19 protein-coding genes are annotated in these 25413 nt (G+C 73.1%); 5 read left to right on the top strand and 14 right to left on the bottom strand.

Annotation, left to right across the window (positions count from 1 at the left end; translation table 11 throughout):
* Positions 1-43: 43 nt before the first annotated feature.
* Positions 44-1546 (bottom strand): GAF domain-containing protein, encoded by a 1503-nt coding sequence (locus Voc01_RS54045; RefSeq protein WP_203927766.1) that lies wholly within the window; start codon positions 1544-1546, stop codon positions 44-46.
* A 94-nt stretch (positions 1547-1640) separates the two neighbouring features.
* On the bottom strand, positions 1641-4766 hold the full coding sequence (locus Voc01_RS13790) for an ATP-binding protein (protein ID WP_203927765.1): 3126 nt from the start codon (positions 4764-4766) through the stop codon (positions 1641-1643).
* Positions 4767-4935: 169 nt separating this feature from the next.
* Between Voc01_RS13790 and Voc01_RS13785 the strand changes: the two genes are divergently transcribed.
* Positions 4936-5790, top strand: coding sequence for a class I SAM-dependent methyltransferase (locus Voc01_RS13785; protein WP_203927764.1), 855 nt, complete (start codon positions 4936-4938; stop codon positions 5788-5790).
* Between the two features lie 94 nt (positions 5791-5884).
* Here the strand turns inward: Voc01_RS13785 and Voc01_RS13780 are convergent, their stop codons facing one another.
* Positions 5885-6925, bottom strand: coding sequence for a class I SAM-dependent methyltransferase (locus Voc01_RS13780; RefSeq protein ID WP_203927763.1), 1041 nt, complete (start codon positions 6923-6925; stop codon positions 5885-5887).
* Positions 6926-7074: 149 nt separating this feature from the next.
* Here Voc01_RS13780 and Voc01_RS13775 point away from each other — a divergent pair, with 149 nt between their 5' ends.
* Complete coding sequence (locus tag Voc01_RS13775; RefSeq protein ID WP_203927762.1) at positions 7075-9804, top strand: AfsR/SARP family transcriptional regulator; 2730 nt, start codon at positions 7075-7077, stop codon at positions 9802-9804.
* Here Voc01_RS13775 and Voc01_RS13770 read toward each other — a convergent pair.
* Genes Voc01_RS13770 through Voc01_RS13745 form a run of 6 tightly spaced genes read right to left on the bottom strand, consistent with a single transcriptional unit; the run spans position 9797 to position 17302 of the window.
* Positions 9797-10501 carry a PIG-L deacetylase family protein gene (locus tag Voc01_RS13770; RefSeq protein ID WP_203927761.1) on the bottom strand — a complete coding sequence of 235 codons (705 nt, stop codon included), beginning with the start codon at positions 10499-10501 and terminating at the stop codon, positions 9797-9799. The genes Voc01_RS13775 and Voc01_RS13770 overlap by 8 nt on opposite strands.
* Before the next feature lie 45 nt (positions 10502-10546).
* Positions 10547-11719 carry an ROK family transcriptional regulator gene (locus Voc01_RS13765; protein WP_203927760.1) on the bottom strand — a complete coding sequence of 391 codons (1173 nt, stop codon included), beginning with the start codon at positions 11717-11719 and terminating at the stop codon, positions 10547-10549.
* A gap of 8 nt (positions 11720-11727) precedes the next feature.
* A complete protein-coding gene (melA, locus tag Voc01_RS13760; protein ID WP_203927759.1) occupies positions 11728-14148 on the bottom strand; it encodes an alpha-galactosidase in 2421 nt (806 codons plus the stop codon).
* Between the two features lie 22 nt (positions 14149-14170).
* On the bottom strand, positions 14171-15505 hold the full coding sequence (locus Voc01_RS13755; protein WP_239160169.1) for an ABC transporter substrate-binding protein: 1335 nt from the start codon (positions 15503-15505) through the stop codon (positions 14171-14173).
* Positions 15506-15533: 28 nt separating this feature from the next.
* A complete protein-coding gene (locus Voc01_RS13750; protein WP_239160168.1) occupies positions 15534-16418 on the bottom strand; it encodes a carbohydrate ABC transporter permease in 885 nt (294 codons plus the stop codon).
* A complete protein-coding gene (locus Voc01_RS13745) occupies positions 16415-17302 on the bottom strand; it encodes a carbohydrate ABC transporter permease (protein ID WP_203927758.1) in 888 nt (295 codons plus the stop codon). The genes Voc01_RS13750 and Voc01_RS13745 overlap by 4 nt, the downstream gene beginning before the upstream one ends.
* 121 nt (positions 17303-17423) lie before the next feature.
* On the opposite strand from Voc01_RS13745, the gene Voc01_RS13740 reads away from it, so the two are divergent.
* From Voc01_RS13740 to Voc01_RS13730, 3 genes are all read left to right on the top strand, one after another.
* Positions 17424-18299 (top strand): sugar phosphate isomerase family, encoded by an 876-nt coding sequence (locus Voc01_RS13740; protein WP_203927757.1) that lies wholly within the window; start codon positions 17424-17426, stop codon positions 18297-18299.
* Positions 18293-19255, top strand: coding sequence for a carbohydrate kinase family protein (locus Voc01_RS13735; protein WP_203927756.1), 963 nt, complete (start codon positions 18293-18295; stop codon positions 19253-19255). Before Voc01_RS13740 ends, Voc01_RS13735 begins: the two co-directional genes overlap by 7 nt.
* Positions 19256-19380: 125 nt before the next feature.
* On the top strand, positions 19381-20958 hold the full coding sequence (locus Voc01_RS13730) for a hypothetical protein (protein WP_203927755.1): 1578 nt from the start codon (positions 19381-19383) through the stop codon (positions 20956-20958).
* Between the two features lie 57 nt (positions 20959-21015).
* Here the strand turns inward: Voc01_RS13730 and Voc01_RS13725 are convergent, their stop codons facing one another.
* The 5 genes from Voc01_RS13725 to Voc01_RS13705 all read right to left on the bottom strand — a co-directional run bounded on the left by Voc01_RS13725 (position 21016) and on the right by Voc01_RS13705 (position 25369).
* A complete protein-coding gene (locus tag Voc01_RS13725; protein WP_203927754.1) occupies positions 21016-21426 on the bottom strand; it encodes a hypothetical protein in 411 nt (136 codons plus the stop codon).
* Positions 21427-21495: 69 nt separating this feature from the next.
* The gene (locus tag Voc01_RS13720; protein ID WP_203927753.1) at positions 21496-22170 is read right to left on the bottom strand and encodes a response regulator; all 675 of its coding nucleotides are present in this window, start codon (positions 22168-22170) and stop codon (positions 21496-21498) included.
* Positions 22167-23255 (bottom strand): sensor histidine kinase, encoded by a 1089-nt coding sequence (locus tag Voc01_RS13715; protein ID WP_203927752.1) that lies wholly within the window; start codon positions 23253-23255, stop codon positions 22167-22169. The genes Voc01_RS13720 and Voc01_RS13715 overlap by 4 nt, the downstream gene beginning before the upstream one ends.
* 29 nt (positions 23256-23284) lie before the next feature.
* Positions 23285-24073 carry an endonuclease/exonuclease/phosphatase family protein gene (locus Voc01_RS13710; RefSeq protein WP_203927751.1) on the bottom strand — a complete coding sequence of 263 codons (789 nt, stop codon included), beginning with the start codon at positions 24071-24073 and terminating at the stop codon, positions 23285-23287.
* A gap of 63 nt (positions 24074-24136) precedes the next feature.
* Entirely contained in the window at positions 24137-25369 is a 1233-nt protein-coding gene (locus Voc01_RS13705; RefSeq protein WP_203927750.1) for a YncE family protein, read from the bottom strand.
* Positions 25370-25413: the final 44 nt, after the last annotated feature.

Below are 25413 nucleotides of genomic sequence, written 5' to 3'. Positions count from 1 at the left end.
GGCGGAGAAGGGGCGGCGGTCACCGGGACCCTGACGAGGGCTGCTAGCCGTTCACGATCTGGCGGGTCGTGGCCGCCTGCTCGGTCAGGACGCCGCCGATCATCTGCTGGGTCTCGTTGATCCGGTCGACGATGCTGCCGATCGCGGCCAGCACGTCGACCACCGAGGTGGCGTCGCCCTGAATGGTGTCGATGAGCTTGGTGACGTCGTCCGTGGCGCGGCCGGTCCCCTGCGCCAGGTCCTTGACCTCGCTGGCGACCACGGCGAAGCCCTTGCCCGCGCTGCCCGCCCGGGCGGCCTCGATGGTGGCGTTCAACGCGAGCAGGTTGGTCTGCTCCGCGATCGCGCTGATCACCTTGATGACCTTGCCGATCTCGTCGCTCGACCGGGCGAGCCGGTTCACCGCCTCGTTCGCCTTCTGCGTGAGCGCCTGCGCCTCGTTCGCCACCTCGGTGGCCTTCATGACGTTGCGCTCGACCTCCTCGATGGACGCGACCAGCTCCGTACCCGCCGACGACATGCGGTTCGACTCGCCGAGTCGCTGCAACGCCTGTGACATCAGCTGTGCGGTGTTGCGCAGCGCGGCCTGCCGGCTGTCGCTGAGCTTCATGGCGCGGGTGGAGAAGAAGTCCATGGTGCCGATGACCCGGCCGTGCACGATGAGCGGCAGGCACACACCCGCCTTGACGCCGGCGCGGCCGGCGGCCGGCGCCCGCACGCAGTCCGACAGGGCGCTGAGGTCCGGCACGAACACCAGGTCGCGCGCCTTCCAGGCGCGCCCGGCCAGGCCGACGCCCTCCTTGAACGACGCTGACCGGGTCACCTGGCGGAACTCCTCGCCCGCGCTGCCGGACTCCTGCACGAAGCGCAGCTCGCCGTCGACGACCTTCCAATAGGAGCCGTACTGCCAGCCGAAGCCCTGCCGGATGGCGTCGAGGGCCTGCCGGATCCCGTCCTCCTCGGTGGTCGCGATCGCGAGTTCGCGCAGCACGGTGTTCACCGCGCTGAGGTCGAGGGCGGCTTCGGCCTGGCGTTCGGCTTCCGCGATCCGTTCCAGCGACTGCGACACGAGCATGCCGACCGCCCGCAGCGTCTCCTTCCGGTCGCCGGACAGTTCCGACGCCGAGTTGGAGAAGAAGTCCATCGTGCCGACGACGTTGCCGGCCTCGAACAGCGGGAAGCACACCCCGCTGCGGATGCCGACCCGCTGCGCGACGGGCGCGCGCACGCAGTCCGACAGCGCGCCGAGGTCGGGCACGAACACCAGGTCGCGGCTGCGCCACGCGCGTCCCGACAGCCCGACGCCTTCGGCGAACGTGGCCTGCAGGGTGACGTTGCGGAACTCCTCGGTGGCGGCACCCGACTCGGTGACGAAGCGCAGCACCTTCGCTTCCGGGTCGACGCGCCAGTACGACCCGTACACCCAGCCGAAGTGTTCCCGCACCCGTTCCAGCACGATCTCGGCGGCTTCCTCGGAGCTACTCGCGTCGCTCACCGCGCTGATGACCGCCAGAATCGCCGCGACGTTGGCCCGCGCCTCGTCCACGGCAGTGACGCCGGACGCCGCGGCATCCGCTGATCCACCCCACCTGAGAAAGCCCACGGACCCCTCATCGGCAGGTCGACGCCGCTTCTGAGGATCACGGGTCGTACCGGCACACGGTCCCGGTCCGGACGGTCCGGTCGAGGTGGCTGCCGAGCTCCGGATGGGCGGCGCCGATCCGCCGGATCGCGTCCCGGATCCGCGCGGTGACCGCTTTCCGGGCCCGTTCGGCGGCCGACGCCCCGAGCGCCCGCGGCGCCCCACCGGGCCGCGTGGCACGGCGCAGCTCCGCCAGCACCAGCTCCCGCTCGTCGGTGGCGAGCCGCAGCCGCCCGTCGTCACCCCGCCCGCGCGCGGTCGTGATGTCACCGTCGAGGTCGGCGAGGCGGCGCCGGTACCCGGCCAGCGCCCGCCGGTCGAGCACCGGCTCGGTGGCCGACCCCATGTCCGCACCGGACGGCGCCACCAGCGCGAGCGCCGCGATGTCCACACCCGGGCGCGCGAGCAGCGCGGCCAGATCGTGCAGCCCCTTCGCGTCGCGCAGGTAGGCGGTCCGGTCGCGGTACCGCGCCTCCCACATGTCACCCACCCGGCGCAACGCGGCCGAGGCGGTCGTCCCGGGCACCTCCACGGGGACGCCCTGGTGCGCCTCCACCGGGGCGGTGTCCACCCTGGCGGGGGCGCCGCGCGTCTCCTCCACCCGGGCGAGGGCGCCGCGCGTCTCCTCCACCCACGCGCGGGCTCCCAGCCTGCGGTGGGTGTCGAGGGCGCGGGTCAGCCACCGCTCCGCCTCGTCGGGCCGGTCGAGGGCCGCGTGCAGCAGGCCCACCCGGTGGGCGTGCGCGCCCATGAAACACACGAGCGCGCCGTTCACCGCGCACGTGTCGGCGACCGGCCGCAGGTCGTCGAGGAGGCTGGCGCACAGGTCCCGGTCGCCGAGGGCGATCGCCGCGACCACCAGCTCTCCGACGAAGATCGACCACAGGTACGAGCGGTCGCCGCGCCAGTCGTCGAGGGCGAGCACCGTGTCGACCTCGCGGCGGGCCAGGTCGAGGTCGCCGGCGCGGGCCGCGAACCCGGCCGCGACCGCGTGGGCGTGCGCCGGAGCGCCGACCCACCAGCGCACCGCCTCGGCGGCGAGGTCGCGCATCTCCGCCCGGTCGGCCCGGGCCCGCACGATCTCCAGCCGCTGCGACATGCGGACGTTGCCGGTGTCCCGGTCGCCGACGGCCTCCCCCAGCGCCGCCGCCTCGGCGCTGAGCCGCTCCCCCAGCGCGAGGTCGCCGTCGAGCAGGGCCAGCGCCGCCTGCCGGGTCCGCAGGACGTACGTGTGCCGCGGCTGCCGCAGCCGCTCGGTGAGGTACTGGTACTCCGCCAGCGCCGCCCGGAACCCCGCCGACCCGTTCTCCAGTCTCGCGGTCGCCGTGAGCAGCACCGCCTGGGCGTGCCGTTCGGACTCACCGGCCCGCCGGGCGAGCGCGGCGATCTCCGTGGCGATGGCCTCGCGTTCGGTGGCCGTGCCGGGCGTCCACAGGGCGTCGTGCTGGGCGAGGAGGCAGCTGGCCAGCGTGACCTCGTCCAGCTCGCGGGCGGCGGCCACGGCCCGCTCGGCCAGGGGCCGGGCCCGCACCCGGTCGGCCGGCACCGAGTGCTGCAACTGACGGGCCAGCGCGGCGGTCACCTGCGCCTCCGCCGCGCCGCCCTGCCCGTCGACCGCCGTCCGGGCGGCGTCGAGCACGCCGATCAGCTCCGTACGCGGCATCGCGAACCGGGCACCGACCCGGTCGAAGCCGAGCGCCACGGTGACCAGCAGGTCGGCCGCGTCGGCACGCTTCCAGGCGGTGCCGAGCAGGGCCCGCGCGGTCTCCGCGTCGCCGGACCGCAGCCGGAGGTCGGCCTCCTCCGCGAGCAGGTGGACCAGGTCGCCGGTGGTCAGCCCGCGTCCCGCGTCGGTGACCGCCGCCCGCACCCGCGCGAGGTGGCCGGCCGCGTCGGCGAATGCGAACCGGGCGCCGTCGGCCTCGGCGGCGGCCCGCGACCAGCGCAGCGCCGGCTCCGGCCCGGCCACGGCGACCGCGGCGGCGAAGTGGCGGGCCAGGTCGGCCGGGAACACCTCGCTGCCCCGCCCGTGCCGGCGGACCAGCGCGTCCGCGATCCTGTGATGCAGGTCGAGCCGGCGGGCCGGCGACAGTCCGGTGTAGACCGTCTCGCGGTACAGGTCGTGGGCGAACCGGTCGCCGGACGGTGCCAGCACCCCGGCGGCGGTGGCGACGCCGAGCAGGTCGACCACCGCGGCGAGCGGCTCGCCACACGCGTCGGCGAGCACGTCGGGCTGCACCGCGGAACCGGCCACCGCAGCGGCGTCGAGCACCGCCACACACCGGTCGGGCAGGCCGGCCAGCCGGCGGGCGATCGCGTCGCGGATCGCTCCGGGCACGGCGCCGGCCGGTCCACCCCCGGCGATCAGGTGGCACAGCTCCCGGGCCAGGAACGGATGCCCACCGCTGCGCCGGTACACCGACTCCGCCCAGCGCGCCGCGGCCGCGTCTCCCGCGATGCTCCTCACCAGCTCACCGACGTCGCCCGGCGGCAGGCCACGCAACGCCACCAGCTCGGCCGCCGCGGCCAGGTCGGCAAGGCCGTCGCCCACCGGGTCACCAAACCGGGCGTCGCCCACCGGGTCACCAAACCGGGCGTCGCCCACCGGGTCACCACGCCGGGACAGCGGCCGGAACGCGCCGACGACCAGCACCCGGCGGACCTCAGCGTGCCGCACCAGGAAGCGCATCAGGTCCACGGTGGACCGGTCGGCCCACTGCAGGTCGTCGAGCACGACCACCACGGGACCCGCGTCACCCGCCCGGATCAGCAGCCGCGCGACCGCCTCGAACACCGGCAGCCGCTCCGTGCCCGCCGGCCCCGGTCCGAGCTCGGGGACCACCGCGGCGAGGCGCGGGTCGGCGTGGGCGCGCAGGCCGGGGCACCGGTCGAGCAGGGCCCGCAGGGCCTGGGTCCAGGGCCACCAGGCCGGCGCCTGGTCGCCGTCCCAGCAGGTCCCGTGGACGACGACGGCGCCGGCGGCCGCGACCTCGGCGCCGAACCGGGCGAGCAGCGCGCTCTTGCCGATGCCGGCCTCACCGGTGACGAGCGCCAGCCCGGCGGCCGCCCGGTGCGCCGCGACCAGCCTGGCCAGGGGCTCCGCCCGCCCGACGAACTCGGTCATGCCGGGTCCATGCTTCGCGGCGACCGGTGATGACCGGGCGGGCTGTGCCTAATGGTGCCCTCGCACACGTGCTCGGTCATACCGGCATTCTCGCCCCGCCCGCGGTCCGCGCGGAAAGTGCCAGCCGATATCTGACGGGTGCCAGACCCTTTCTGGCGCGGTAGTGGGTATGACGAGCGCATTCGACCCGCAGCGGTACAAGACCACCACCCGCGCCCAGTGGCAGGACGCCGCCGAGGCCTGGCACCGGTGGGGACCCACGATCGAGGCCTGGCTCGGCCCGGCGACAGACCTGATGCTCGACGCCGCCGGGGTCACCGCCGGCAGCCGGGTGCTCGACGTGGCGGCCGGCGCCGGTGGACAGAGCATCGCCGCCGCGCGGCGCGCCGGCCCCACCGGTCACGTGCTGGCCACCGACATCTCCCCCGCGATCCTGGAGTTCGCCGCCAAGGCCGCCACCGACGCCGGGCTGACCACCGTCGACACCCGCGAACTCGACGGCGAGCACCTCGACGTGGCCGACGGCACGTTCGACGCGGTGATCTCCCGGGTCGGGCTCATCTACTTCCCCGACCGGCGGGCCGCCCTCGCCGGTATGCGCGCCGCCCTGCGACCCGGTGGACGCGTGTCGTGCGTCGTCTACTCCACCGCCGACCGCAACGGGTTCTTCTCGATCCCGGTCGGGATCATCCGCCGCCGCGCCGCCCTCCCGCCGCCGCTCCCCGGCCAGCCCGGCCCGTTCAGCCTCGGCACGCCCGACGTGGCGACGGCGGCGCTCGCGGAGGCCGGCTTCCACGACGTCTCCGTGACCGCCGTGCCGTCGCCGCTGCGGATGGCGAGCGCGGCCGAGTGCGTCCGCTTCGAGCGCGAGTCGTTCGGCGCGCTGCACCAGATGCTCGCCGGCCTCGACGACGCCGGCCGGGCGGCCGCCTGGAGCGAGATCGGCGACGCCCTGGCCGAGTTCGACGGCCCGGACGGCTTCACCGGCCCCTGCGAGATGCTCGTCATCTCCGGCACCGCGTAGCACCAGGCCGGGCCGGCCTGGTGCTACGCCCGCGATCTTGGACACTTGTGCATCGAATTCGATGTAAAAGTGTCCAAGATCGGCGGGGAAGGGGTTAGGGGCGCACCTCGAACACCAGGTTGAACGGCGTCTCCGCGATCCGGCGGAACCGGGTGAAGCCGGCCTCCTCGGCCACCCGCCGGATCGCGGCCTCGCCGGCCTGCGCGCCCAGCGCCTGCCCGCCCGGCTGCGACAACGCGTTCGGCACGCACATGAACGTCGAGCCGCTGTAGTAGGCGCGCGCGACCGGGTTCACCTCGCCCACGGTGCCGGCGTTCGGCTCGACGATGAGCCAGGTGCCGTCGGGCGTCAGCGCCTCCCGCACCCGGCGGGCGGCGCCGACCGGGTCGCCGAGGTCGTGCAGGCAGTCGAACATGGTCACCAGGTCGTAGCCGGAGCCGGTGAACGACTGGGCGGTCGCCACCTCGAACGTCACCCGGTCACCCACGCCGGCGTCGGCCGCACGCTTGCGGGCCGCCTCGACCGAGGCGGCGTGGTAGTCCGAGCCCACCACCGTCGCGCGCGGGAACGCCTCGGCCATGAGCACCGACGACGCGCCGAACCCGCAGCCGACGTCGGCGACCCGGCCACCCGCGGCCAGCCTGTCCGCGACACCGTCGAGCGCGGGGATCCACGCCGGCACCAGCGCGGCGACGTACCCCGGCCGGTAGAACGCGTCGCAGCCGGCGAACACGTCCTCGTGCTGCTCGTGCCAGCCGATGCCGGCACCGGTGCGGAACGCCTCGGTGACGCGCGGCTCGGCCCGCAGCATGCCCAGCGCGAGCAGGAACGCCCCGGGCACGTTCGGCCCGTCGACGTCGGCCAGGCAGAAGGCCTGCTCAGGGGTCAGCGAGTACTCGCCCGTCGCCGGGTCGTACACGGCGTAGCCGCCGGCCGCCTGGCCGCGCAGCCACTCGGTGAGGTACCGCTCGGCGTTGCCGGTGCGCTCGGCGAACCCGGCGGGCGTCACCGGTCCCTGCGCCAGTGCCCGGTAGAGGCCGAGCCGGTGGCCGACCACGATCGACCCGGCGGCCTCGGTGGCGGCCAGGTCGGTCACCACCTGCCCGAGGAACTCGTTGACCTTGTTCTCGTCCATGTCAGGCTCCCTTGTCTCGAAGAGGTCGGTAGAAGCCTCGGCCGGCGCGATCGCACGCCGCTGACGCGCGCTGTCTTCCCGGTGGCACGCGCTGGCAGGCATGCCGTCGGGCTTCCCGGTGGCACGCATTGGCAGGCATGCTGTCGGGCGTGACCGCACGCGTCGACGTCCTCGGGCCGCTGCGCCTGGTCGTCGACGGGCAGCCCGTCGACGTCCGGGGCCAGAAGCGGCGGGCCGTGCTCGCCATGCTCGCGCTGGCCGAGGGCCGCACGGTGCCCGTCGACCGGCTCGTCGACGCGCTGTGGCCCGCCGAGGCACCGGAGTCGGGCCGGCAGGCCCTGCACAGTCACGTGTTCCGGCTGCGCGGCCAGCTCGGGTCGGCGTCCGGCTGCCTGGAGACCCGTCCCGACGGCTACCGGCTCGACCTCGGCGCGGACGGCCTCGACGCCGTCCGCGCGCGCCGCCTGCTGGCGGCCGCCCGCACCGGCAGGGAGACCCGGGAAGCGCTGGCCGCGGCCCGCGAGGCCCACGCGCTGTGGCGCGGGCCCGTGCTCGCCGACCTCGTCGACGTCCCCGCGATCGCCAGTGTCGTGGAGACCTACGAGCAGCTGCGCCGCGACGTCACCGACGCCGTGGTGGCCTGCGCTCTCGCGGCCGGCGAGGCCGGGAGCGTGGTGGGCCAGGCCACCGAGGCGCTGGCGGCCGACCCGCTGCGGGAACCCGCGGCGTTGCTGCTCATGCGGGTGCTGGCCGCCACCGGGCAGCCGTCGGAGGCGCTGCGGACCGGGCGGGAGTACCGCGAGCGGCTCGCCGAGGAGGTGGGCCTCGACCCGTCACCGGCCCTCGACGAGGTCGTCCGCGAGATCGCCTCCGGACCGGTCGGGCGGGCGCCCGAGGTGCCGGCCCGGCCGGCGACCCGGCTGTTCGGCCGCGACGCCGAACTCGCCGACCTGCGCCGCCTGCTCGCCACCGAACGGCTGGTGACGCTCGTCGGGCCGGGCGGCGTCGGCAAGACGCGGCTGGCGCTGGAGCTGCCGGCCACGACCGTGCTCCGCCTGGCGCCGGTGACCGACCCGGCCGCGATCCCGCACGCGCTCGCCGCGGCGCTCGGGCTGGCCGTCGCCCGGGGTGACGTGCTGCCGTCCTGCCTGGCGGTGCTCGCCGACCGGCCCGGCCTGCTCGTCGTCGACAACTGCGAGCACCTCGTCGACGCGGCCCGGGACCTGGTGAACCTCCTGCTCGCCACGTGCCCGTCCCTGACGGTGCTGGCGACCAGCCGCGAGCCGCTCGGGCTCGGCGCGGAGTACGTGCGCCGGCTGACCCCGCTCCCGCACCGGGGCGCCGTGGAGGTTTTCCGCGACCGGGCCGGCCGGGTCCGTCCGGGCTCCGACCTCGACCCGCGGCTCGTCGCCGACATCGTGCGCCGCCTCGACGGCGTCCCGCTGGCGATCGAGCTCGCCGCCGGCCGGCTGTCGACGTTCGCCCTGGCCGACCTCCACCAGCGGCTCGACCGCTCGCTCGACCTGCTCGCCGGCCGCCCGAGCGGCGAGGCGCGGCACGGCACGCTGCGGGCGACCGTGGAGTGGTCGTACCGGCTGCTGTCGGCCGAGGAGCAGCGGCTGTTCCGGTACCTCGCGATCTTCGTGGACGGCGTGCCGCTCGACGCCGCGGAACGGCTGGCCGCGGCGCTGGGCCTCACCGGCGACCCGGGCACGCTGCTGGCCCGGCTCGTCGACGCGTCGATGCTCGACGCCGACTTCACCGCGGGCACCCGTTACCGGATGCTGGAGACGCTGCGCGCCTACGGCCTCGACCGGCTCGACGCGGCCGGCGAGACCGAGGAGGCCGCGCGGCACCTGGTGGACTGGGCGGTCGACCTCACCGCGTGGGTCGAGGTCACGATGACCACCGCCCGCGAGCCCGACGCCGACGCGGCCCTGCGCCGCGAGCTGTCCAACCTGCGCGCGGCCTGGCGGCACGCCCGCGACCGCAAGCTCCTCGACGCGGCCGCCGCGATCGTCGTCGCGCTGATGGACCCCATGAGCTACCGCGACCTGATCGAGCTCCGCGACTGGGCCGAGGAACTGGGCGCCGACCCGGCCCTCGACGGCCACCCGCTCGGGTCCGCCGTGCTGGGAGTGGCGGCCGAGGCGGCGTACCACCGCGGCGACTACCCGTTCGCCGAGTACCTGTGCCGGCGCGGCCTCGCGCTGGGCGGCTCGTGGTACTGCCTGACCGTTCTGTCGAACGCCGACCTGGCCCGGGGCGCGTGGGAGGACGCCATCGAGCACTCCCTCGCCGCCGCCGCCCTGGCGACGGTGCCGCGCGAGAACCTGGGGCTGGCGGCCCTGGCGACGGCCTACGCCGGCCGCCCCGACGAGGCGCGGGCGCTCAACGAGCGGGGCCGGGCCGGCGCGACGTCGCCGACGCTGCGGGCGTGGGGCGCCTACGTGGCCGGCGAGATCGACAACGCCGCCGGCCGCCACACCGTCGCCGAGGTGCACTACCAGCAGGCCATCGACCTCGCCCGCACCTCGGGGGCCGCGTTCCTCGTCGGGGTCGCGACCGTCGGGCTGCTGTCGGTCCGCACCCACGCGGGGCGGTTCCGGGACGCGCTGCGCGGCTACCGTGAGGTCGTCGACTACTTCGAGCGGACCGGCAACTGGACACACCTGTGGACGACGCTGCGCAACCTCGCCACCGTGCTCCGCCGGCTCAGTGACGACGGGCCGGCCGACGCGCTCACCGCCGCGGCCGACCGGGCACCCGACGCGCCCGCGGTCGCCGGTGCGGCCGTCGCTGCGCCGTCGGCCGAGGGCCCCGGCCGCGCGGCCGTCCTGGAGATCGCGCGCGACGCGATCTCCCGGAACCTCACATGATCACGCCCGCCACGAACGCCTCCTCGCCCACCCACGCGGTGTAGGTCTCGACGCCGAGCAGTGAGATGAGCCCGGCGGTCTGGGTCGTCTGCGCGCTGAGGGCCTCGACCTTGCGGGCGAGGGTCCGTTCGTCGAGCACGAGGTTCAGCGCGAGCGCGGCGTCGGGCACGATGTCCGGGTACCCGGGCTCGAAGACGCTGAGCCGCTCGTGCAGTTCCGCCCACCGGCGGGAGCGCCGCTCCGGTGCCGCGGCGTACAGCAGCCGGGCACCCGGTCCCGCGACCTTCGCGAACGCCTCCGTCGCCCACCCCGACACCGCCCGGTGGTCGGCGTGGCCGGTGTACCCGTCGGGTCCGAACGTCACCACCGTGTCGGGGCGGACCTCCTCGATCAGCTCGCACAGCTGTCCCACCGCCTCCGACGCCGGCGCGGCCGCGCAGCCGCCGTCGGCGTAGCCCAGCCACCGGTGCTCGGTGACCCCGAGGATGCCGAGGCAGCGGGCGAGCTCGACGGTGCGCTCGGCGGCCAGCCGCTCCGGCGGCCACTCGTCGGGATCGGGGGTTCCCAGCTCACCGCGCGTCGCCGTGACACAGACGACCCGCGACCCGCTGTCGCGTGCGAGGGCCATCAGCCCGCCGGACAAGTACGCCTCGTCGTCCGGATGCGCCCAGATGCCGAGTACGGTTCCCATTTCCATGCGAACACTGTGCCGGCGGCCGCTGACACCGCGCTGCCGCGTGTCTTACATCCGATCGGGACGCACGGGCCGGCCCAGGCCCGCGGACGGGGCGAAGACGAGCCGTTCGACGAGGTCGAGCGAGTGCCGCACCGCGCCGAGCGCCGAACCCTCGTCACCGAGCGTCGACGTGCGGACCTGCGGCAGGTGCAGCACCAGCTTGGTCAGCTCGTTGCGCAGCGGCTCCAGGAGCATGTCGGCCGAGCGGGAGAAGCCGCCGCCGACCACGACCAGCTCCGGGTCGACGGCCAGGATCAGCGCCGAGGTGCCCAGCGCCAGGTCCTTCGTGTACTCCTCGACGGCCTTGACCGCGCCCGGGTCACCGGCCCGGGCGGCGGCGAACACGTGTGTGGCCGCCTCCTCCTCCGGCACGTCGCCGGGCAGGCCGCTCCAGCCGCGCAGGTGCTCCTGCGCGCGTCCCCAGCCGACCGCCGGCAGCACCCCGATCTCGCCCGCCGCGCCGGCGAAGCCACGCAGCAACTGGCCGTTGATGATGATGCCGGCGCCGGTGCGCGATCCGGCGAGCACGTAGACGATGTGCTCGGAGTCGGTGGCCACGCCGCGCCAGCGCTCGGCGAGCGCGGCCAGCCGGCAGTCGTTCTCCGCCCGCACCGGGCACGCGAACGTCCGGCCCAGGTGCCCGACGAGGTCGACCCCGGTCCAGTCGGGCACCACCGAGTACGCGACCTTCCCCGACCGGTCGACCAGGCCGGTGCTGGCCACGCTGACCGCCCAGATGTCGTCGGCGGTCAGGCCGGCCGCCCGCATCGCGCCGAGGGCCGCCTCGTCGACGGTCGCCAGCCGGTTCGCCTGCGACGTCTCGGGGCGCACCGCGATGCGCCGGCTGGCGATCACCTGGCCGTCGAGGTCGGCCACCATCGCGAGCACCTTGTGTCCACCGACGTCGATGCCGATGACGTGACCGGCGTCGGCGCGGAACCGGTACCGGCGGGCCGGCCGGCCGAGCGCGCCGGGCAGCGGCAGCACCTCCGCCACCCACTCCTGCGCCACGAGATCCTGCACGACGTCCTCTGTGGACGGTCGGGACAGGCCGGTGCGGCGGGCCAGCTCGGTGAGCGTCGACGGGTGGCTGCCCCGTAGGGACTGCAGCACGTTGAGCGCGTTGAGCTGGCGGAGCCGGTTGAGGTCTCCGCCGGCGACCGAACCCTCGCCTCCCATCGGCGAAATCATAGGGCCAGCGCGGGGACGAGCCGGGCGGCGTTGCCGGCGTACACCGCGCGCAGGGTGTCGTCGTCGAGGTCGAGGCCGTCGATCGCCCAGCGTCCCATGAGCTGTGAACCGTCCGGGTCGTGCGGGAACTTCTCGTCGCCGCTCTCGAGGAACCGGTAGTGCAGGTGGTACGAGCGTTCGTCGGGCGGGAACGTGTCGGTGCCGAAGAGCACCCGGTCAGGGTGGCGGGTGAACAGGTCGCGTGTGGCCCGCGGCTGGCGGCCCAGCTCGGCCAGCCGGGCCGAGATGTCGATGTGGTAGTTCGGGTACCGGTCGAGCATGTCGCCGACCCGGCCGAGGTTCTCCGGGTAGCAGCCGCCGTGCACACCGACGAACGTGGTGCCCGGGTTGGCCGCGACCACGGCTTCGAAAGCGTCGATGAGACGCTCGAACGGCGGGAACTCCGGGCTGGCGAACGACCACTGCGGATAGCGCAGCAGCTGCTCCAACCGCTCGTTGTGCGCGTCGACCGGCTCGAAGAACGCCTTCGGGTCGGCGGTGTGCACCGCGACCGGGATGTCGAGGTCGGCCGCCGCCGCCCACAGTGGGCCGAGCCGCTCGTCGTCGAGCAGCACGAGGTCTCCGCGGTGGTCGCGGCGGTGCAGCCCGAGGTCCTTCCACACCTTCAGTCCACGGGCACCGGCGGCCACCGACGCCGCGAGGCCGGCGGCGATCCGTTCGCCGAACCCCGGTGCCGACAGCTCCTCCCAGTCGACGTGGCAGAACGTCGCGAACCGGCCCGGGTACGCCGCGTCGTAGCGGGCGATGTTCTCCGCCAGCTCGGCGCCGAAGCGCCCGCACAGGTTCACCATCGCGCGGACGCCGCAGCGGTCCATGAGATCGACCAGCGCGGCCGGGTCCTTCACCATCCACGACCCGTCGTCGGTGAGCCACCGCCCGAGGTGGCTGTGCGCGTCGATCACGGGAAACCGTGGCGTCGGCACCTCGCTCGCCGGTACGACGAGCTGGGTGCGCGGCTCCCAGCTCCGCAACGGCAGGTCGTACAGGGGATGCGAACTGGCCGCCTCCTCCGAGGGCACCATGCCCGTCATCAGGTCGGCCGCCCCGGCCTTCGGGACCGGCCGGTCGCGGCGCAGGTTCTCCGGCAGGAGGTCGTGGTGGGCGTCGAACATCGCGTCGACGAGGTCGTGGATCTCGGCCAGCGTCAGGCGGGCCGCGGTGTGCGGGTCGAGCATCGCCGCGTGATAGACGTGCTCGCGCCTCCCGTCGAGCGCGGCGCGCAACGTGAGGTCGCCGACGTTCAGGAAGGTGCGGTTGAGAGCGGCGAGCTGCGGTGGGAGCGCCCCGATCCGCAGGGGACGAACCCCCGCGCGGTCGACGTGGCACGGCACCTCGACGCAGGCCTCCGGCGGCAGGTTGCCGATCAGCCCGTCGTTGTGCACGTTGCCGTAGACGACGCGCGGGGTGCCCGTCTCGATCGCACGGATCACCTCCGACGCCAGCTCCGACGTCGGCTCGATGGTGACACCGGTGCCGTCGGCGAGCCCCCGTACGTGCTCCTCGTACTCGCCGGCGTTGCGGTCGAGCCAGGTGAGGTACTCGCCGATCGGGATGCGGAACCGCTCGACCTCACCGGCGTGCGGCAGGAACCACGGCACGTACTCGCTGCCGTGCTCGCTCGACTCGGTCGGGAAGTACCCGAGCCGCCGGTACATCTCCACCCGCACCGTTCTCCGCAGCTCCGGGTCGGCCCCGATCGCCGCGTCGAGCAACGGGTACAGGTTCTCCCCGTCGTGCTCGAACCGCAGCACCCACGCCTGGTGGTTCACCCCGGCCGTCACCATCGCGCACTCCCCGCGCGGCACGCCGACCAGCCGCGCGAGCCGCGCCTCGGTGTCGCGCACCGAGTGGCACAGCCCGACGACGCGCGTGAACGGCGTCCCCTCGAACACCGCCCGCGGGATCATCGTCATCGGGTTGGTGTAGTTGAGGAGCAGCGCGTCGGGGGCGAGCTCGGCCAGCTCGTGGCCGATCGCGCGCACCACCGGGATGGTGCGCAGCGCGCGGAAGATGCCGCCGATCCCGAGCGTGTCGGCGATCGTCTGCCGCACGCCGAACCGGGCCGGGACGTCGAAGTCGAGCTGTGCCGCCGCCCGCCCGCCGACGGCGATCTCGTTGATGACGTGGTCGGCTCCGGCCAGGGCCCGGCGCCGGTCGGCGTGGGCTTCCACCCGCACGTCGGCGCCGAGCTTCCCGGCCATCCACCTCGCCATGGCCTCCGCGGTCGCGAGCCGGCGCTCGTCGATGTCGTGCAGCACCACGGTGGTGCCGGCCAGTTCCGGGTAGGAGAACAGGTCCGACAGCAGTCGCCGGGTGAACGTCACGCTGCCTGCGCCGATCAGCGCGATGCGGGCCATGGGGTTCCTTCCTGAACGGGAGTTACTTGAAGAGCGCGTTGACTTCGGTGTTGGCGGCACCGAGCGCGCCGGCGGCGTCCTTCTGGCCGAGCCACACGGCGTCGAGCGCGCCCTGCACCACCTCGGCCACCCGGGCGCTGTTCTCGGTGATCGGCAGCAGGAACGTACCGCCCTGCGCCTTCGCCTGGTCGACGAACACCGTGACGTCCTGGCCCTTGGCGCCGAACGCGGCCAGCGCCCTGTCGGACGACGACCTGATCGCGGGGAACACGACGGCCTTGTCCGCGACGATGTCCTGGCACTCGGACGAGGCGAGGTACTTGACCCACTGCCACGCCTCCTCCTTGTGCTTCGTGCCGGCGTAGATCGCGTCGGACAGGCCGTTGGTGGCCGACTTCCGCCCGGCCGGACCGGTCGGCAGCGGCGCGAACGCGTACTTCTGCTTGACCGTGCTACCCAGGTAGTAGCCGGCCATCCACGAGCCGGTGATGCCCATGGCCGCCTTCTGCGACTCCAGCACCGCGTCGGTGCCCACCGTGCTCTGCTTCTCGTACTTCGGGCTGAACCCCTTGTCCTGCAACGACTCGAACCAGGCGATCGTCTCGGTGAACTTCGGGTCGGCGTAGTTGAACTTCGTGCCCCACGGGTTCCTGTCGACGTAGTACCAGCCGTTGCTCACCGCGAAGTTGCCCCAGCTCGTCTGCCCGATGGCGCCGGAGGCGAGGTCGGCGACCAGCCCGTAGGTCTTCACCTTCGTCTTGTCGAACCCCGGCTCGTCGCCGCGCTTTCCGTTCTGGTCGACGGTGAGCTTCGCGACGAGGTCCTCGAACGTGCCGCCGTCGGCCGGGTTCCAGGTGAGGTTCCTCAGCGCCGCCGGGTCGACGCCGGCCTGTGCCGCCATGTCCCTGTTGTACAGCAGGGCGATCGCGTCCCAGTCCTTCGGCAGCCCGTACCGCTTGCCGTCGCGTACCCACAGCTCGGGGAGGCCGTTGCTGTACTGGCTGAGGTCGACCTTGTCGCGCTTGACGAACGGTTCGAGGTCGACGATCTGGTTGCTCTGCAGGAACTGGGGGTAGTACGCCACCGAGTCGGTGAACACGTCGGGCGCCTCACCGGAGACGACCTTCGTGGTGAGGTTCGTCCAGTACTGGTCCCACGCCAGCTGGGTGATTCTGATCGTGATGGTCGGGTTCTTCGCGTGGAAGGCGTCGGCGCAGGCCTGGTAGGCCGGTAGCTGCGCGTCGACCCACAGGGTGTAGTCGAGGGTGACGTCGCCGCCACCGCTGTCGTCGTCGCCGCAGGCGGTCAGTCCGGCCAGCAGCACGGCGGCGCCGAAGAGGGCTTTCCATCTCCGCACGGTCTTTCTCCTTCGAGCCCGAGGGTGGTCACTTGCCACCGGAGAAGTTGATCGAGTCGACGAGCCGCCGGCCGAAGACGACCAGCAGCACCAGCACCGGCACGACGGTCAACGTCGCTGCCGCCATCAGGCCGGTCCAGTCCGGCCTGGAGTTGGGTGACTGCTGCAGGAACACCGACAGGGCGGCGGTGAGCACCCGCGTACCCTCGTCGGGCGCGACCAGCAGCGGCCACAGGAAGTCCTTCCACGTCCACACCGCGAGCGTCAGCGAGATGGTCAGCAGCGGGCCGCGGCTCATCGGCAGGACGACCCGCCAGAACACCGCCCACCGGCCGGCGCCGTCGAGCACGGCCGCCTCCTCCACCTCGGTGGGGATCGACAGGAAGAACTGGCGCAGGAAGAAGATGGTGAACGGGGTCATCAGCAGCGACGGCGCGACCAGCCCACCGAACGTGTTGAGCAGCCCGAGGTCCTTCACCAGGGCGAAGTTGGGCAGCAGGGTGAAGATGGGCGGCACCATCAGCCCGGCCATGAACGTGCCGAACACCAGCCCCCGGCCGCGGAACCGCAGCCGGGTCAACGCGTAGCCGGCCATCGCGCAGCTGAAGACCTGCCCGGCGACCGTCACCGCCGTGTAGATCACCGAGTTGCGCAGGTACAGGAGGAAGTTCATGCGGGCGCCGGAGCCGCCGGCCGCCTGCGCCTCCTCCACAGTGGACAGCCCCAGCACCCGTTCGAAGTTGGCCAGTGTCGGCCGCTTCGGCACGGGCGAGAGCGTGTCGGTGAACAGGTCCGCCGACGGGGTGAACGCCGTGCGCACCATCCAGAGGAACGGGAAGATCGTGACCGCGATGAACGCCACGAGCACCGCGAGCGAGGCGACGCGGCCGACCGTCCACCTCCGCCTCCTCACGCGAGGTCCGACCGGGACGCGCGCAGCAGCCGCATCTGCACGTAGGTGAACCCGGCCAGCAGCACCACGAGCATGAGCGCCATGGCCGAGGCGTAGCCCATCCGGAAGTGCCGGAAGGCCTCGTCGTAGATGTAGTAGTAGATGACCTTCGTGAGGTTCAGGGGACGTCCGGCGGTGGTGACCGCGACGACGTCGAAGATCTGGAACGAGCCGATCACCGAGACCACGAGCACGAGCGCGAGGATCGGCCGCAGCAGCGGCAGCGTGATGCGGAGGAACATCCGCACCTCGCCGGCCCCGTCGAGCCCGGCCGTCTCGTAGATCTGCTGCGGGATCTGCAGCATCCCCGCGTACAGCAGCAGCGCGACGTAGCCGGTGCCGGCCCACGTGGTGATGCCGGCGATCGACGGCAGGGCGAGGCCCGGCGAGGTGAGGAAGCCGTGCGTACCCAACCCCATCGCGTCGAGCGCGCTGTTCACGAACCCGACGTTGGTGTCGAGCATGAACAGCCACAGCAGCCCGATGGTGACGTTGGGGACCAGCCACGGCACCGCGAGCATCGCCCGCAGCACCACCGAGCGGGTCAGCCGGTGCATCACCGCCGCGAGCAGCAGCGCGAACACCAGCTGCGAGACGAGCGTGTAGACCACGAACAGCCCGGTGACCCGCAGCGAGTTCCAGAACTGCGCGTCGGTGACCACCTCGCGGTAGTTCTCCGCCCCCACGTACCGCGGGTCGGAGAGCAGGTTCCAGTCCGTGAGCGAGTACCAGACGCCCTTGGCGCTCGGATACAGGTAGAACACGGCGAACCCGATCGCGGCCGGCGCCAGGAACAGCGCGGCGGCCCGGCCGTCGCCCCGTCTCCGGCGTACCCCTCGATTCATGGGACTAATGATGGTCTCCTTTAAAATCTTGTCAAGGGTCCGCACGTACCCGGTTGACCGTGGCGCTTGAACGGCCCTACCCTTCGGGACATACGTAAGAGACCTTCAGAACGGGGCACCCATGGTCGACCCAGCGGACCTCCTGCGGTGGTGCTCGGTGCCGGCCGACGCACTGGTCCGCCACCCCGACGCGCGGCTGCGGCTGCGGCTGTGCGCCGACAGCGCCCGCCTCGGCCACCTCATGGCACGCGAACTGGTCGACGCGATCACCGCCACCGAGGGGACGTTCCGCGTGATCGTCCCCTGTGGACCGTCGTCCTGGTACGGACCGTTCACCACGCTCGTCAACACCGAGCGGGTGAGCCTCCGGAACGTCGAGGTGTTCCACATGGACGAGTGCCTCGACTGGCAGGGCCGTCCGGTGCCGCGCCGCCACCCGTACAGCTTCCGCGGGTTCATGGAGCGCGAGTTCTACGCGCCGGTCGATCCGCTGCTCGCGGTCCCGGAAAACAACCGCCGATGGCCGGAACCGGCGAACGTGGCCGACCTGACCGCGGACCTCCTCCAGACCCCCGCCGACCTGGTGTACGGCGGCTGGGGCCAGGACGGGCACGTGGCGTACAACCAGGCGCGGCGGCACCCGTACAGCGCGCTGTCGGTGGCCCAGCTGCGGGAGTCGACCGCGCGGGTGCAGGAGAACAGCCCCGACACCGTGATCGCGTTGGCGCACCGCACGTTCGGCGGCGCCTACCAGTTCGTGCCGCCGATGTCGGTGACGCTCGGCATGGCCGAGATCCTGGCGGCGCAACGGATCCGGCTCTTCAGCGACACCGGTGCCTGGAAGCAGACCGCCCTGCGGGTGGCGCTGTTCGGCGACCCGACACCGGAGTACCCGGTGACCCTGCTGCAGGAGCACCCCGACGTGCTGCTGACGGCCACCGTCGACACCGCGCGGCACCCGATCGCCGAACATCCGGAGTGGGAGCTCCAGTGCTGATCGTCGGTACGGGTGGCATCGGGTCGGGCATGTTCCTCGCCCTGCACGGCGACCACACGCTCGGCCGCGAGGAGAGCCGCGCCGCCACCCTGCTCGACCGGCACGACGCCGCGAAGCTGCACATCGTGCTGCACTACGTGCGCACGCTGCTGGGCACCGGCGCCGACGTGGTGCCGGTCGGCATGGTCGGCGACGACCCACCCGGCCGCGACGCCGTCCGGCGCATGGCCGACGCCGGCCTCGACGTCTCCGCGGTGGGTGTCTCGGCGCGGCCGACCCTGTTCTCGGTGTGCTTCCAGTACCCCGACGGCACCGGCGGCAACATCACCACGGCGAACAGCGCCAGCGACGACGTCTCGCCGGAGCTGGTCCGGGCGGCGTGGGCGCGGAGAGTCCACAGTGGACAGAAGGGCATCGCTGTCGCGCTGCCCGAGGTGCCGCTCGCGGCGCGGGCGGAACTGCTCCGCCTCGCCACCGGCGCGGGGTTCCGGCGGGTGGCCACGTTCGTGTCCGCCGAGATCGGGGCGGCGGTGCCGTTGCTCGGCATGGTCGACCTGCTCGCGGTCAACCTCGACGAGGCGGCCGCGCTCGCGCCGGTCACCAGGCACCGGGACGCCGCCGCGACCGCGACCGCCGCGGTCGGGCGCGCCACCGCCGCCAACCCCGGGCTGCACCTCGTGGTGACCGCCGGCCGGTACGGAAGCTGGGCGTGGGACGGCCACGACCTGACGCACACCCCCGCGCCCGCCGTCACCGCCGTGAACACCGCCGGCGCGGGCGACGCGCACCTCGCCGGGCTCGTCGTCGCCACCGCGCGGGGACTGCCGCTGGCGGCCGCGAACCGGTACGCCGCACTGGTGTCGGGCCGGTCGGTCACCTCGCCGCACACCATCGACACCGGCCTGACCGCCGACCTGATCCGGGCGGACGCCCGCACCGCCGGGTGGGACCTGTGACGCGATGCCGACGTATCGGCCGCCCGCTGAGAGCGTTATCGATTTGCCTGCTTTGCCGGGTCGCGACGCGGACGCCCGTAACCGTAAGCTATCGAGCATCTTCGACTCGGTAGGGGGATCGAGCGATGTTGCTTTCCCGCGTCGCCGGCCGGTACACATACACGGGCACATACAAGGGCATGTACAAGGGAACGGCCGCCGCGCTTCTGGTCACCGTCGTCGCGCTCATCGGTCTGCCCCGTCCGGCACTGGCCGCCGAGCCGCGCGTCGGGCTCGTCGCGTTCTTCGACGCGCGGGCGGTCGCGATCGGCACCGCCGGTAAAGAGGTCCCGATCCGGTACGGCGCCTACAGCGTCGAGGGTGCCACGCTGCCCGCCACGGTCACCGTGAAGATCGACGCCTCCGGGGCCGCCGACGTGCTCTCCGCCAGGCTCGCCGAGGAGACCCCCGGCTGCACCGTCGCGGGCGCGGTGTTCACGTGCACCAAGGAGACCGACGACGTCACCGGTCCCGACGGCGACTTCTCGCTGGTGTTCACGGCCGCGAGCGGCGCGAAGGCCGGCGACACCGGCCAGATCAGGATCACGGTGAGCGCGCCCGACGTGCAGGCGCAGGAACAGACCCACGAACTGGTCGTCTCCGAGCCCGGCGCCGACCTGCTGGCGGCCGACTTCACGACGACGAGCACACCGGGCGGCGCCGTCACGTTCCAGCCGCTGCTCCGGAACCAGGGCGACCGCGCCGCCGAGACGGTCGTGCTCACGCTCGGCGGCGACCGGTTCGCGAAACTGACCGACCGGTTCGGCAACTGCCACTACGCGCCCGAACCGACGAGCGTCTCCGCGGTCTGCGTGTTCAAGGACCTGAACATCGAGCCGGGCGGCACCGTCATCGTCACCATGCCCATCAAGGTCGAGATCACCCCCGACGTGCCGGCGCGGACGTTCGCCTACTACCGCGCCGAGGTGTGGGCCACCGTCGACAACCCCTCCGGGGAGTGGAGCGACTGGCCGCTCGGCAACGGCTCCGACCTCGTCTGGGCGCCCGTCGACGGCGGCGCGCAGGCCAGCTCGTCCGACGTCGACATGCAGGACAACCAGGGCAACGTGCTCGTCACCACGCCGGCGAACCCGTCCGACGTCGTCGCCAACGGCGCCACCGTCACCGGCGCGGTCGGCGACACCGTGACGGCCAAGGTGGGTCTGACGAACAAGGGTCCCGGCTACATCGACGGCGTGTACGACAGCGAGACCTCCAACCCGGAGAACCCGTACAACGCCGCGTTCGTGGTCACGTTCCCGGCCGGCGTCGAGGTCACCAAGGTCGAGAACCCCGAGGGTGACGGCATCTACTGCCACGGCAAGGTCGGCGACACGTACGACACGACCACCAACCAGCCGGGCCGCCTGGTGTACCGCTGCATGAAGTGGACGCTCGCCGTGAACGAGACGCACACCGTCACGTTCACGGTGAAGATCGCCAGCAGCGTCACCGCCGCCGGTTCGGTCGTGGCGCGGGGCGGCTCGTCCGACCCCGTCACCGCCAACAACACGGCGGAAGTGAAGTTCACCAACGAGGGCGGCCTGCCGATCACCGGTCCCGACGCCGCTCTCACCGCGACGGTCGGCGCCCTCATGGTCGCCGCCGGGTGCGGACTGATCCTCGTCTCCCGACGCCGCGACGACGCGGCCGTCACCGATTGAGCGCAACCACATAGAGGCGGGCCGGTCCGGACGGGTGTCCGGGCCGGCCCTACGCCGTCAGTGGTGATGGTGGTAGTAGTCCCCGCGGCGCCACACCATCACCGCGAGCATGGCGGGGAACATCAGCGTGTGCCCGACCATCATCACGGCGTGGCCGTCGACCGCCCCGAGCCAGTACGGCGGCAGCATCACCAGGAACGGGACGTACATCGCCGCGCACATCTCCGCGATCCGCGGCCACGAATGGCGGCGGATCGCCATCCAGACCGCCATGCCGACCGACATGTTGGTGGCCATCACCATCGCCGCCACGTCGGGCCGGTCGTTCACGCCCGGCCACACCCACGACCACACCGGTGCGAGGGCGAACATGCCCACGAACATCGCCACGATCATCTCGAGGTAGTGAAGCGCGAACCGCAGATGTCCCCGCATCCTGCTCCCCGAGGTCTGCTTCAACGTCGTCATGCGGGAGATCCTGCCGAGGTTCCAGCCCGGTGTGACGTGCCGGAAGTCACGGTCGGGGTCATGACCCCGCTACAAGAGCCCCAGATCCCGGGCGCGCAGCGCGGCCTGCGTGCGGTCGCGGGCGCCCAGCTTGCCGAGCACGTTCGTCACGTGGTTCTTCACCGTGCCCTCGGCGAGGTGCAGTACCCTCGCGATCTCCCGGTTGCTGCGCCCGCCCGCCAGGAGCCGCAGCACGTCGAGCTCGCGCTCCGACAGCGGCACCACCGGTGGTGGAGCGTCGTCGACAGGCAGTTGTGCTGAAACAGCTGGTTTGTCGCCGAAAGAGGCGACGAGCCTCGCCACCACCTTCGCCGCCACCGACGGCTGCAGCACCGACTCGTCGCGGGCCGCCGCCAGGATCGCCTCCACGAGCCGGGCCGACGACACGTCCTTCAGCAGGTAGCCGACCGCGCCGGCGCGCAGCGCCGCGAACACGTCCTCGTCGTCGTCGAAGGTGGTCAGCGCGATGACCCGCACCGCGGGGTGCTCGGCGCGCAGCCGCCGCGTGGCCGCCACCCCGTCGAGCACCGGCATGCGCAGGTCCATCAGCACCACGTCGGGCGCGAGGTCGGCGGCCCGCCGCACGGCGTCGGACCCGTTGCCCGCCTCGCCCACGACCTCGATGTCGTCGCGCACGCTGAGCAGGGTGGCGAGCGCCTCGCGGAACAACGCCTGGTCGTCGACGAGCAGCACCCGCACCCTCACGAGGCAACCTCCACGCTCAGCGTCGTTCCCTTGCCGGGCACCGACTCCAGGTCCATCCGACCGCCCGCGAGCGCGGCCCGCTCGCGGATGCCGGTCAGGCCGAAGCCCTGCCCGTCGGGCGCGCGGCCGACGCCGTCGTCGCGTACCGACAGCACGACGAGCGCGGGCCGCGTGTAGTCGAGCGTGAGGTCGGCGCGCGTCGCCCCGGCGTGCCGGCGCACGTTCGTCAGGCCCTCCTGCGCGGCCCGGAACAGCGACTCGTGGGCCCGCTCCGGCAGCGACCGCACCGTTCCGACCACCTCGAGCCCGGTCGGTACGCCGGCGGCCGAAGTCTCCTCCGCCAACGCTTTCAGGGCCTCCGGCAACGGGACCGGCGCGGCCGGCTCCCGCAGCGCCGACACCGACCGGCGCACCTCCCGCAGCGCCTCCTCCGCCTGGTTCTGCGCCTTCGCGAGCACGGTGTCGGCGCGCTCCGCGTCGTCGATGACCGCCCGGGCGGCCTTGATCTGCATCTGCACCACGGTGAGCGCGTGGCCCAGCCCGTCGTGGATGTCGCGGGCCACCCGGTTGCGTTCCTGCGCCGCGGCCAGCGTCTCCGCCTGCAGCGCGTACGCCCGCAGCCGACCGTGCGCCTCGGCCATCTCGACGCGCGCCTGCTGCTCCCGGACCAAAAGCCTGGTGACCACCGCGGTGAACGCGGCGGCCGCGAGCAGACCGAGCCCTTCCCGCAGCCCGTCGCGGGGCGACATGCCGATGTGGAACAACGGCACCGTCGCGACGACCACGGCGGCGGCCGGCAGCGGTAGCAGCAGTACGCTCTGGCTCACCAGCACGACGAGCAGCAGCGTCGACCCGACCGTCGACACCGCGACGAACACCGCGTATCCGTGCAGCAGCAGGTGGATCACGTACGCGTACGCCGGCCACCGCCGCGCGTACGGCCACACGTAGTGGAATCCGACCGTGGCCACGACCAGGTACGAGCCGCCGAGCGCCACCGCCAGCCACGAGCCGCGCGAGCCGGCGGTGTCGACCACGAGCGTCAGGAACGCTCCGATCGACAGTGCCGCCAGCGCGCGTTTCACCCCACCACTCTGACACGGCCCGGCGCGCGCTACCCCGGCAGCCGCAGGTGGGCCTGGACCGGCAGGTGGTCGCTCGGGAACCGGCCGCCCGACCGGAACAGGTTCACCGCCGCCGCCTCGACGGCGACGTCGGGCGTCACCAGGATCCAGTCGATGCGCGGCCCGCCGTCGGCGACCGGGCCGAACCCGTGCCACGTGCCGTGGTCCGGCCCGCGGCGCGCCGCGACCGTCCACACGTCGACCAGCCCGACGTCGCGGGTCAGCAGCCGGTACGCGGGGCTCTCCGTGCCCGCGGCGGCGTTGAAGTCGCCGGTCAGCACGACCGGCAGCCCCGGTTCGAGCGCGGCGAGCCGGTCGCGGATGAGCGCCGCCGACCGTCGCCGGGCGTTCTCGCTGATGTGGTCGAAGTGGGTGTTCACCGCGTACAGCTCGCGGCCGGTCACCCGGTCGAGGAACCGGACCCATGTCGCCATCCGCACGCAGCGGGCGCCCCAGGTGTTGGAGGCGGCCACGTCCGGCGTGTCCGACAGCCAGAACACCCCGTGCCGCACCGGGGTCAGCCGCTCGACCCGGTACAGGACCGCCGTGAACTCGCCGTCGGTGCCGCCGTCGCGCCCGGTCCCGACGAACCCGTACCCGGGGCCGAGGTCGGCCCGGACGTCGTCGAGCTGGGCGGCGAGTCCTTCCTGGGTGCCGATCAGGTCGGGCCGTTCGGCGTCGAGCAGCGCGTGGACCACCGGCCGCCGGTCGGCCCACCGGTGCGGCCCGTCGACGCTGGCGTACAGGAGGTTGAACGTCATCACGTGCAGGAGGGACACCGTTCCCACCGTAACGCCGGTCCCGGGGCGGCGGGACCGGCGTCACGGCAGGTGGGAACAGAGCTACGGTGCGGTCCAGTCGGCCGGGACGCGCCCGACCCGGACCCGCTGCGGATGGTCGCCCACCGCCACGCTCGCGACGCGCTGACCGGTGGCGAAGCTGATCGCCGACACCCGGTCGGAGCCCGACTCCGAGATCACGCAGTCCCGACCGTCGCCGCTGACCGTCGCCCAGTACGGCTTGCTGGCCGTGACCAGCGGGCCCTCCTGCAACGTCGCCCGGTCGACCACCGTGACGTAGTCGTCCATCGTGCCGGCGACGCACACCTTCGCGCCGTCGGTGCTCATCGACAGGCCGTGGTGGCGCGAGTCGTTGACCCACGTGGTGCGGTCGTCGCTGGTGTTCGGGTTCTTCGGCAGGGTCCGGACCCGCGTGATCCGGTCCGTCGCGACGTCGTACTCGGCGAACCCGTTGAAGAACGACACCTGGAAGTACAGCTTCGACCCGTCGGGTGTGAACACGGCCGGCCGCACCGCGTCGGACAGGTCGCTGCGGCCGGCGGCGTCGAGCCGCTGGCGCATGTCGACGACGCGCACGACCTGGAACGTCGTCATGTCGGCGACCGTGATGCGCCGGTCGCCCTTCGTGAAGTCGAGCCACGGTGCGTCGAGGTCGGTGTTCACCTCGCCGATCGACATGTTCCACAGGTACCGCCCGCCGCCGGTGAAGACGTTCTCGTGCGGCTTGTCGCCGGTCGCGAACGAGCCCACCTGCGCGCCCGTGTCGATGTCCAGCACGTGCACGGTGTTCGACGTGGACGCCGACACGGCCACCCGGGTGCCGTCGGGCGACACGGCCATGTGGTCCGACCGGTACCCGGACACCGGGAACCGCCACCTGATCGCGCCGGTGCGCAGGTCGACCGACACCACGTCGGCGAAGCTCGGCCGCGACACCACCAGCGCGCCGCCGTCGGGGGTGGCGTACATGTCGTCGACGAGCTGGTCGTGCCCCTCGCCCGGGCCCTGCCGGATGCCGAGGAAGAACGCCAGCCGCACCGGGTTGAGGTAGATCTCCCACAGCCGCTGCTGGCGGTCCGGGACCACGTTGATCCGGCCCAGCCTGGCGTACGTGCCGCTGGGGCGGATGACGTCGACGGTGCCGTCCCAGTTGTTGCCGACGAACATCACCTGCTGCAGAGCAGGCGCGGCCTGTACGGGTGCCGGCCCGGGAACGGCGCCGAGCAGCACGGAGGCCAGGAATGCGCCGATCAGGCGCCTGGATGTGACGGTCACGGATCCCCTCCAAGGGCGGCGATGGATTCCGCTCACCGCGCGCC

The organism is Virgisporangium ochraceum, from assembly GCF_016863655.1.
Taxonomy (GTDB): domain Bacteria; phylum Actinomycetota; class Actinomycetes; order Mycobacteriales; family Micromonosporaceae; genus Virgisporangium; species Virgisporangium ochraceum.
The sequence above is the reverse complement of the archived record's forward strand: the minus strand, read 5'-3'. Positions and strand labels throughout refer to the sequence as shown.